12 protein-coding genes are annotated in these 9,501 nt (G+C 53.5%); 5 read left to right on the top strand and 7 right to left on the bottom strand.

Annotated elements, in window-relative coordinates; genetic code table 11:
* From IEN85_RS02580 to IEN85_RS02560, 5 genes are all read left to right on the top strand, one after another.
* Window positions 1-754, top strand: a 754-nt coding sequence (locus IEN85_RS02580) for a hypothetical protein (RefSeq protein WP_224772416.1), incomplete at its 5' end; no start/stop codon positions are given.
* 198 nt (window positions 755-952) lie between these two features.
* Window positions 953-1,162, top strand: a complete 210-nt coding sequence (locus IEN85_RS02575) for a hypothetical protein (protein WP_191615512.1) — start codon at window positions 953-955, stop codon at window positions 1,160-1,162.
* 110 nt (window positions 1,163-1,272) lie between these two features.
* Window positions 1,273-1,650 (top strand): hypothetical protein, encoded by a 378-nt coding sequence (locus IEN85_RS02570; protein ID WP_191615511.1) that lies wholly within the window; start codon window positions 1,273-1,275, stop codon window positions 1,648-1,650.
* A 31-nt stretch (window positions 1,651-1,681) separates the two neighbouring features.
* Window positions 1,682-2,191, top strand: a complete 510-nt coding sequence (locus tag IEN85_RS02565) for a hypothetical protein (protein WP_191615510.1) — start codon at window positions 1,682-1,684, stop codon at window positions 2,189-2,191.
* A 123-nt stretch (window positions 2,192-2,314) separates the two neighbouring features.
* Window positions 2,315-3,349 carry a serine hydrolase domain-containing protein gene (locus IEN85_RS02560; protein ID WP_191615509.1) on the top strand — a complete coding sequence of 345 codons (1,035 nt, stop codon included), beginning with the start codon at window positions 2,315-2,317 and terminating at the stop codon, window positions 3,347-3,349.
* Window positions 3,350-4,096: 747 nt separating this feature from the next.
* Here the strand turns inward: IEN85_RS02560 and IEN85_RS02555 are convergent.
* The 7 genes from IEN85_RS02555 to IEN85_RS02525 form a co-directional block, all read right to left on the bottom strand.
* The gene (locus tag IEN85_RS02555) at window positions 4,097-4,795 is read right to left on the bottom strand and encodes an FMN-dependent NADH-azoreductase (RefSeq protein WP_191615508.1); all 699 of its coding nucleotides are present in this window, start codon (window positions 4,793-4,795) and stop codon (window positions 4,097-4,099) included.
* A gap of 50 nt (window positions 4,796-4,845) precedes the next feature.
* A complete protein-coding gene (locus IEN85_RS02550; protein WP_191615507.1) occupies window positions 4,846-6,189 on the bottom strand; it encodes a dihydrolipoyl dehydrogenase family protein in 1,344 nt (447 codons plus the stop codon).
* Window positions 6,190-6,316: 127 nt separating this feature from the next.
* On the bottom strand, window positions 6,317-6,763 hold the full coding sequence (locus tag IEN85_RS02545; protein ID WP_191615506.1) for a nuclear transport factor 2 family protein: 447 nt from the start codon (window positions 6,761-6,763) through the stop codon (window positions 6,317-6,319).
* A gap of 26 nt (window positions 6,764-6,789) precedes the next feature.
* On the bottom strand, window positions 6,790-7,572 hold the full coding sequence (locus IEN85_RS02540; RefSeq protein WP_191615505.1) for a cysteine hydrolase family protein: 783 nt from the start codon (window positions 7,570-7,572) through the stop codon (window positions 6,790-6,792).
* A gap of 97 nt (window positions 7,573-7,669) precedes the next feature.
* Window positions 7,670-8,251, bottom strand: a complete 582-nt coding sequence (locus IEN85_RS02535) for a pyridoxamine 5'-phosphate oxidase family protein (RefSeq protein WP_191615504.1) — start codon at window positions 8,249-8,251, stop codon at window positions 7,670-7,672.
* Window positions 8,252-8,331: 80 nt separating this feature from the next.
* Window positions 8,332-8,883: a carboxymuconolactone decarboxylase family protein gene (locus tag IEN85_RS02530; RefSeq protein ID WP_191615503.1), complete on the bottom strand. Its 552-nt coding sequence runs from the start codon at window positions 8,881-8,883 to the stop codon at window positions 8,332-8,334.
* A 165-nt stretch (window positions 8,884-9,048) separates the two neighbouring features.
* Complete coding sequence (locus IEN85_RS02525; RefSeq protein WP_191615502.1) at window positions 9,049-9,498, bottom strand: hypothetical protein; 450 nt, start codon at window positions 9,496-9,498, stop codon at window positions 9,049-9,051.
* Between the last annotated feature and the right edge of the window lie 3 nt (window positions 9,499-9,501).

The raw sequence follows: 9,501 nt of genomic DNA, 5'->3' as shown, positions 1-9,501 counted from the left end.
TCGAAGAATGAATTTAGATTGGGCAGAGCTTTTGTGTAAGATCAACGACATGTTCGTTAATCTCACTCGCGAGAAGATTTTCAAGAAGGAAACGAACGACTTTAAGAAGCACGTAAGATCGTGCCTAAAATTAAACGACGAAAGTGATTGGAACTACATTCTCGCCTCAGAAGACATTCTGGAGGATTCAAACGCTGCCATTCAGAACTTCCTAAAATTTGGCATTAGCGGCCCAACTAAGTATGACGAGTTGGGAGAAAAGTATTTGAGACTTTATGGCCTACTCAACGCGGTATACCTGCAGCAAAATGCCCTGCTTAGCTTGGCGAAGTTCTTTCAGCATCCAAATTATTCCAAAATGAGAGAAGACTTAGAAAGTCTTCAAATCAGGCGTATCAGAAATCAACTGGGGGCTCATAGTGTAGATTTCTTCGAGGAAGAAGGGTTCCCGAATAGAGCCTTTGTTCCAGTTCGGATCTCCTTAGAAGACTTCCATGTCGAGTTCTTTGAGCACACTAAGGATGAGATGCATAAAGCAGACTTAAAAGAATCGATTGAAGAGCATCTAAAACTAGCATCACACGTATATCTGGACGTGATTGAGAAGTCCATTAGGACCATTTACAAAAACAACCCTGAAAAAATTGAATCCCTAATCGAAGCTTTCAGTCCGTTTAGGGAACGATTAAAAGGAAACATAGTTAACGTGAGCCCGAATGGGGACGTACTCGTAATCCGCACAATTCAAACATGAGTACGAATACAAAATGTTCGAACCAGGCAGAGCTCACAACTCCGGACGCTGCGCGCCCTACGTCGTGAGTCTTTGACGTTCTTTGAAAATAACATGAGAACTTGCCTCAAGTGTTCAGCTAAGATTGGACCCCTTAAGTCGCTTACGGTATCGAAATGGTCACCCCTGAAGTGTCCGGCATGTGGAACCCAATACAAAATGAACCAAGGAATGTCTGCTTTGGTTGGGGGCGTCGTTGGCGGATTGACCTACTTTCTGGTCGTAAGCCCATACAACGATGGAGATATGCCGAGAGCAGGAATAGGCTTCGTTGTTGGCTTGGTTCTAGCAACTGTTGGATTCTGGCTCTTCGTCCCTGGAGAAGAGATGGAACCAAAAGTTGAGGTGAAAGAGACTAAGGAATCATGAAAGAAGGGCAGACGCCCGCCTCTTCGCTACTAACCCAAAAGAATCAACGAACCCAACAATTCTAACCTTAGCCGGAGCCGACATCGTGTGGCTTTGACGTTGTCGGAGAAATGAAGACCAATCGAAGACTCTACCTCCTCGTCCTAGGTTTAATCTTGATATCAGTTGGCGTGACTGGAATGGCCACTTCCAAAGTCAACCGAGAAGCGACGAAAGAAAAGGCTGCTGAGCTATTCGACGGGCTCATTGAAAACGTGAACTCTCCGTTTGTGAAAGGAACAGAAGAATATGAGGGATGGAAAGAGTTCCAGAAATCGACACGAATCGATTTGATAGCCGCTGAAGCAACGAAAAACAATAGCTTCTTTTCCATGACTTTCGCTGCGGGAATTGGGCTTTCTTTTGCGATGGGTGGAGCGCTTCTTGTGAAGAGAAAAGGAAGCGGCAACCGGACGGTACAGGCAACCTCGGCAAGCCACCACGTTTAACCTCGTCGATATGCAGAGATTCAGCATTTTCATGATCATGCTTATAGCGACCGCTGCCCATTCGTTCGGTCAGTTTAGGATTGCCACTGAGATGATTGGCAGGAACCCCATGGTCGACTCCAATTTTCACAGTGTCGAGATTACAAAAACTAGTAAGCCTACGGTAAGTGAAACTATCGCGAATGAAGGACACGTGACGGTTTCAAATATAGTCGCTGAATTTCAGATTAACAATTTAGAAATACTGAGAATGGCTGAAAAATGGAAGCTTTCAGATACTGAATCCGCAAGATACATTTACGAGAGAATAGAAGAAGAAATAGAATTTACACGTATTCCTTTGGAGAGTCTGCCACAGCTTGATTTTATTTTACGACAAATATTTATAGAGCATCGATTTACGGCAGTAAACAAGCTGACTGGAGAACCTATTGATGAAATAAAAACGGTCTCTTACAAGTTGGGTTGCTGCTCAAATGGAGGAGCCATTGTTTTGACCGATGGAACGATATACTACGATCTAGGAAGGGTTGAATGGTAAAAGCGACGCGGCGGTCTGCAGCAAGCTGCAACCCTACTATGAAGAGGCGAGTAAGTTTTGTTGGACAGTTTTGGGTTTTGTTCGCAGCTTCAATGACCTTCCGTCTCCAGCTTCTTTGAAACTATGAAAAACAAAAAGATTAAGTGGATAGTCAGGATAGCCTTATTGCTTGGGACTGTCGTATCCTTGTTTTTCGTACCGTGGATATTGGTGTGGGCTTGGATCTTGCCGCTCCCGAATTCTGTTCAGGAACAGTTGGATGAGGCCATTGGACATGGCTTTGAGGGGATGATCGTGTATGTCAACGAGGCCGGTAAGCCTCCTGCGTTTTACGGGGCCGGCTGGCACGATCGTGAAGACCAGATAGCAGCGGATCCACAGGCCTTCTTTAAAATTGCCAGTATTTCCAAGCTTTATGATGCGGTCGCTGTAAGCAAGCTGGTGGATGACGGAAGGCTGTCCTTGGATAGAACGCTTGCTGAGTATTTTCCGGAGCTTGGGGGAAGAATTGAAAATGCGGAACGGATCACCTTGCGATTGATGGTTCAGCACCGCAGCGGTATTCCCAATTTTACGGATACGCCAAATTTCTGGGCTAACCCACCGGAAAGCGGTGAGGATGCGCTGAAGCTGATCCTAGATAAGCCGGCCAATTTTGAACCCGGAGAAGGTTACGAATACTCTAACACCAACTATTTGTTGCTCTCTCAGATTGTCGAAAAGGTTTTGGGGTACAGCAAGTTCCAGTTCATTGAAGAAAAAATATTGAACCCTCTCGGGCTTAAAAACACCTATGCTTCACACAGCGAAGTGAATGCGGATCGTTTGATGAGCGGCTATCATGTTGGCCATCCCCACGATTTGAAGATGGATGAGCATGGCATGGTCGCTACCGCAGAGGATGTAGGGATCTTCTTAAGGGCCTTAAACGACGGGTCTTTGTTTAACGAAAATGAACGTGCCATCTATGCATCGATATACGTGTACAAACATTCTGGATGGGTGCCCGGATACCAGAGCTTCGCTGAATACCATGAGGATTTGGATACGGTCGTCGTACAATTTTATAACACGACCGATTCGAAGTTGTATCTGTGGAATGTGGCAGAGATCGTAAATGGCCGCATCGTGAAACTATTGAGAAAGCAAAGGCGCTGAGAGGGTGCTCAGTAGGTCGCGTTTTTGTAGGGTTGGACCTTGGTCCAGACCGCGTCGTGCTGTGAAGCGGGTTTGCGCTGCGGTCTGCAGCAAGCTGCAACCCTTCGCTGGAGAGGATCGTATGTGTTGTTGGATTGTTTCTCAGAACGGAAAGACTGAAATGGGACTCTTCTCCCTGGTAGTTGGCAGCAATCGATATGGGGTTTCTCGTGTGCTGTCAGTGCCGTTCCTTGCGTAATTCTGATGTGCAATTCTCCCGTGGGAAGCGTAGCGGTCAGGCGGCCTCCAATCGCGACGCAAGGTCGCTTCCCACGCGATGTAAGAAATGTAAGGAACAGTCCGATCCTTCATAAAAAGCGCAATTCACGCTCCTACATTTATTGGACAGTCTTTAAGGATCTTAGCTTACACCGCCCTCGCATCCTTGGGCGACAAGGCTGAGGTGAAATTATTCTGCGGTTTGTATGGTCCGCTATTTTTGGAAGGGGTCCTCTAGGGGAGGGCATTCGCGACATCTCGCTCGTTCGTTCAGCAGTTCCAGAAGGTAGTAAAGCATGCGCAGCGGGAAGGGAGGTGGGCTGCTTTCTGCGGGTGCTTTGCGGTTCGTTTTCTTTTTCATAGCGAGAGCGGAGGCGATGTCAGTTGTAGGGGGGCTAGGTGTGGAGGGAAGGGCTGCTGGTTCCTCATAAGCTCGCCACCCGGCTCGATCATCGGGTGGCGTGGCGGTAGTGAATGGCCAAGAGCGGCTTACTCGACGGCGATCCTATTTTGCTCCTTCCGTTCCTCGCGCAGGAACGAGGCTATGACCTCGTCGACGATGCGGGGGATGGCGGCGAAAGACTTGGCTTTCGAGTCTTCGAACCGCTTGTCTCCGAATTCCTGATACTCGATGCCTTCCTGCCAAGATTGGGACACTCCGAGGTATCGAGAAAATACTTCAACATGGGGGTGAAGGTGGTTTAGGTGGTTGCGTATGCCGTTGCCGGTGAAGCCAAATTCGCCGGCGGTGGTCAGGGTCACCAGCCGCTTTCCAGCGAGGATGGGTTCCAGGGGGAAGTCGCCGCGTTTAAGGTCGAATGAAAACGTTTCGCCGACGCGGACGACCTGGTCGACCCAAGCTTTAACGGCAGCAGGTACGCCGTAGTTGTGCATGGGGGTGGCAAGGACTATGGTATCAGCCGCTCGGAGCTCGTTGATCGCTTGGTCCGAGTAATCGAGCAGTTTTCGCTGCTCTTCGTCCCTCTCCTCTGGCGGGGTGAAGACGGCTGCGATCCACGCTTCCGAAACGAATGGCGGTGGCTCGCTGCCCACGTTTTTGACAAGCACCTTGGAGTCTGGAATTCGGTTTCGCCAGCTCTCCTCGAAGCGGCTAGCCATTTTGCGGGATAGGGAACGTCCTCCGCGAGGGCTTCCGTTGATGATGAGTAGGTTGGGTGTAGTGTTCATGTTTGTGTGTTGGTTGGTGAGGTTTCTGGCGAAAGAGTGGGACGGGTCGCTTAGGCGATCATGTTGTTGAGGTCGGAGCCGTAGGTGGGATAGGCCCAGAGAACCGACTTCAGGTCGCCCACGGTCAGTTTCTTTTTGATGGCGAGAGCGAATAGGTTGATGACTTCTGCGGCTTGGTGGCGGAGCAAATGGGCTCCTAGGATGCGATTGCTTCCGTTTTCGATCAGGACCTTAAAAAACGAATGGGCTTCTCCGATGCGCTGGGAAGAGGGCCAGTTCTTGGTCGAGCCTTTGTGGACGCGAAAGTCGAGTCCTTGGCGCTGGGCTTCCTCCTCGCTGAGCCCAACCCGAGCCAGGTTTGGAATGGTGAATACGGCGCTGGCGACAGTGTCGAGCTCGAGGGGCGATCGGTTTCCGTACAGGATGTTTTCCGCGACCAGCATGCCTGCCCGATCGGCGACGGTGGCAAGTTGGTAGCCGGTGTCGGCGACGTCGCCGATCGCGTAGATGCTAGGGTGGGAGGGGCTTTGCAGGTAGCGATTCACGACGATGCCGCGGGGGCTTGTCTTGATTGCGGCGCTTGCCCGGTCGAGTACGCCAAGGTTGGGGCTGCGGCCGCTCGCGTTTATGACGCAATCGACTTCGATCGAAGCCCCGCTGTTGGTCGTCAGGAGAAGTCCGTTGCCGCTTCGCTCAATCGAGGTCGCGGTTTGTTCCGGCCAGAAGGTGATGCCGGCCGCGGCGGTTGCGTGGAGCAGGGTCGTGACGGCCTCTGGGTCAAAGGAGCTGAGCGGTCGGGCGCTGCGGTGCACGATGGTGACTTCACTGCCGGCTTGAGCGGCGACATGGGCAAATTCGAAAGAGATGTATCCGCCGCCGATGAAAGCGATGCGCGGAGGCAGGCTGGGCAGGTCCAGGAAGGTGTCGCTCGTGCCAGCCAACGCGGCTCCGTCAATGTCGAGGCGGCGAGGGGAGGAGCCGGTGGCGATGATGATGTGGTCAGCGATGAGGGTTGAGTCCTCGACCTGCAGGGTGTGCTCGTCGAGCAGCTGGGCTCGACCGCGAATGGGAGTGATTCCCGCTTGGCGGTATCCGTTGAAAGAGCTTTCGGGGATGCCTTCCAGGAATTCGTTCTTAAGGGCCTGCAGGGCGGGCCAGTCCGTTTGCGGAGCGTGAGTGATTCCTTTTCCGGATAGATGTCGGGCGGCGGCAATGGCCTCGGCGTTGGCGACGAGATATTTCTTGGGCTGGCAGCCGCGGAGGGCGCAGGTACCGCCGAAGGCTTGCTGGTCGACGACGGCGACTCTTTGACCGCCGGCTTGCAAGCCGCGGGCAGCGTAGTAAGCGGAAGTGCCGGACCCGATAATGACGGTGTCGAAGGTTAAGGTGTTCATTTGAAGGGCTGGACTCAGTCGTAAGTGGTTTGGGTGAATGATATAGTGTATCAAAAAATAGGATACGTAGATATGGGAGGTGTTAGGTGCGTACCGAGGCTAGAGCGGTACGCACCCCTTTTGTTGGCTATCGTTCCCAGCGGAATTTTCTCTCGGACTCTTCGATTGCGACGTCGTTGATGCTGGCCTCTCGAACTTGCATCAGTCCGTTCGCGGCGAATTCCCATTGTTCGTTTCCGTAAGCGCGGAACCATTGTCCCGCTTCGTTGTGGTACTCGTATTCAAATTTTACGGAGATGTGGTTCCCGGTAAAACTCCAGAGCGTTTTCTTGAGCCGGTAGTCGAGCTCCCTTTCCCATTTGCGGGCTAGGAATTGGCGGACTTCCTCGCGACCGTTTAGGAAATCGGAGCGGTTGCGCCAGCGCGTGTCGGGCGAATAGGCGAGGGCGACTCTTTCTGGATCGCGGGAATTCCATGCGTCTTCGGCTGCCTGGACTTTTGCGAAGGCACTCTCCTGGGTGAATGGTGGTAGTGGCGGACGTGATACGGTCTCGTTTTGCAATGTGGTTGTCATGGCTTCGTGTTCCTCTCGTGGGCGATCTAGCGCGTTTTTGTCTGCGGGCGAAAGGGGGCAACCTTAGGATCCCCCGGCGCGGAGCGTATTTTTTGGACTGCGTCCTTGGTAGGCCAAGTGGTGTTGGCGATCATGCGGTAGTTGACGGAGGCGGCCTGGAAACCGTCGAGGTCGCCCACGATCGCGGCTGCGGTCGCGTCCGGCACGACGGCGACTTCGAAGCCTTGCTCCATCAGTTCACGCAGGTGTGATTCCGTGCAGAGGTTTGCCGACATGCCGCCAAGTATTACTTTTCGGATACCACGTTTGCGCAGCTGTAGAACGAGGTCGTTCGACTCGGGACCGTAGACTTTGTGGGGGCTTGTGACTACGGTGCTCTCGTGTTCGATGTAAGGCTTGTAGCGCTCCAGCCAGTCGGCGCCTGAGCCTTCGAAGTCTTCAGTGGTGAGGGGACCGTCTCGGTCGAACATGCCGATACTGTGCATCACCGTCTCGAGTGTGCCCTCGTGCTCCCATACGTGGTCGTGTGGGTAATAGTAGTGGGGAGACACGACCACGAGCATTCCGCGTTCCTTGGCTGCGGCGAAGAGTTGTCCGATGTGCTCGACGGTGTTGTTCTCGGTTACGCTTTTTCCGACGACTCCCCAGGTGACTCCCTCGGGACTGAGGAAATCGTTTTGCGGGTCCGTGATCACCAAGGCGGTGTCGGACAGGTCGATCTCCAGTCCCGGGTCGGGAAGTTGGGCGAGGGCGCTGTGCATTGCGATAAGTCCAGTGAGGAGCGTTGAGATATTGCCTAGGGTTTTCATAGTTTACTCGGATTGTGTTGTTGATGTTTCAGCCGTGTTTGGCCTTCGGTTTGTTCCCGGGCGGGAACGGTAAAGTGGGGGTAAATCGCCTGCGTTTTTAATGCGTCTCCAAATCTTGGATGCGTTGCTTGAGCCCTTCTACGAGGGGAGCGATCTCCTCGTGAGAATAGCGGGGCGTGATGTATTGGGAGCAGTTCCAGTCGAAGGAGACTACATCGATGACGAACACGCGTTCCGCTCGTCCAAGGGTAGAGTCGCCGATGCCGTCCAGCACTTCGGGAGGCGTTTCGGAAAGAGGGTAGGTACGGGCTCGACCGAGGATTTTCAGTCGCGTGCGTGACGGATAGTCGATGAGGAAGAGGGCGACGCGGTCGTGGCGAGAGAGGTTGCCGGTGCTGATCAACTGCCGGTTTCCTTTGTAGTCGGCGAAGGCGATTTGCTCCGGGCTTATCGTTTTCAGGAAGCCAGTGGGCCCGCCGCGATGCTGGATGTAGGGCCAGCCGTCCTCGTTGACCGTGGCCATGTAGAAGGAGTTGCGAGCTTGGACAAAGGCTTGCTCGCCCTCGCCGAGGGCATCGGTCTCCGCTCCCTTCTCGACGGTTTGGTGTCTTCCGTAAGCCGCCTCTTGGGCTTTTTGTACGCTGGGAGTGAGAGCGATCTCCATGAACTTTCGAGCCATCTTCTTGGGTGTTTTAGGCGGCAGGGGCTTGTGGCCCCTGCCGCGATTCGTTGGATGTTGTTTTGTTGAGAACGCCGCGATTAGGCGTTTTGGCAGGAGCATGCTTCCACGGCTGGGAAGTCGTTTTCGGTCTGAGCCAGGCGATTGAAGTAGTTGGTGTAGATGTTGAGGGCCACGTTGGCAGCGACCTCGGCGATCTCCTCATCGCTCACGTTGGCTCGGCGGGCCGTTTGCAGGGTTTCGTCGCTTACGGCGCCGCGGGTTTCCAGGATCTCCTTGGAGAGGGTCAGCAAGGTTTGCTCCTTGACGTCGTAGGCAGTGCCGCGACGCGCCTCTGCGATTTCGCCCGCAGGGATCTTGAGCGATCCGCTGATGGCAGTGTGGGCCCGCAGGCAGTACTCGCAGCTGTTTTCCTCGGCGAGTAGGAGAGCGATCTTCTCGCGGGTCGACGGACGTAGGCTGCCTTTGGATACGGCTCCGCTGAGTCCGAGGTAGCCCTCGAGGGCGGTGCTGCTGTTGCCGAGCGCTTTCACCATATTGGGGACGAGTCCTAGCTTGGACTTGACCGCTTGGTAAAGCGATGCCGTGGCGGGCGCTGCGTTTTCTGCTTCGATTAGTTTTATTCTGTTCATGATATTTTTTTGATGATGAGTTGTTTTGGTTTTAGGGTGTTGAGTGTCGCTAAAGAGTGAATACGTTGAGGGTGCAGCGATGCGGTTAGCGTGGTGCGTGAGAGGAACTCCTGGAGTTGAAGCTTCCTTCGGAGTCGTTCGCTCTCGAGGGTTTGCATTCCGCTTTCAGCAAGGTTGCGGGTCGCTCGGCTTTCCGAAGAGAGTCGAAAACTGGCTCTGGGGATTGAGCATCAAGGCGAGCGGCACCATGTAGGCGTAATGGCGAACCAAGGTGATGATGGGCAGGGCCTTGTTGAGGTCCCATCCGGCGATGCCGGCTCCGAGCAGCGGGAGCATGAAGAACCACACGATGAGCACGGTTTGGGCGGTGGTGTAGGCGAAAGCTCGAAACCACTCGGGGCCGAAGAGCGATGGGCGGAGGGCCGCATAGATGACGGAGAGGGCGATGCCGTTTCCGTAGTGAACGGGCAGTCCTCCCAGGAGCCCGTATCCCAGCTTTTGGCCGATGAGGCCGGGGATGTCCCACCAGGTTCCTGTCATCAGGAATCCGGAGATGTCGAATAGGATGGTGCCGAGGATTCCGGCGACGATTGCGTTGGTCCAGTTTATCTTCATTTT

This window comes from Pelagicoccus enzymogenes, assembly GCF_014803405.1.
Taxonomy (GTDB): Bacteria; Verrucomicrobiota; Verrucomicrobiia; order Opitutales; family Opitutaceae; genus Pelagicoccus; species Pelagicoccus enzymogenes.
This window is presented reverse-complemented; position numbering and strand designations above follow the sequence as displayed.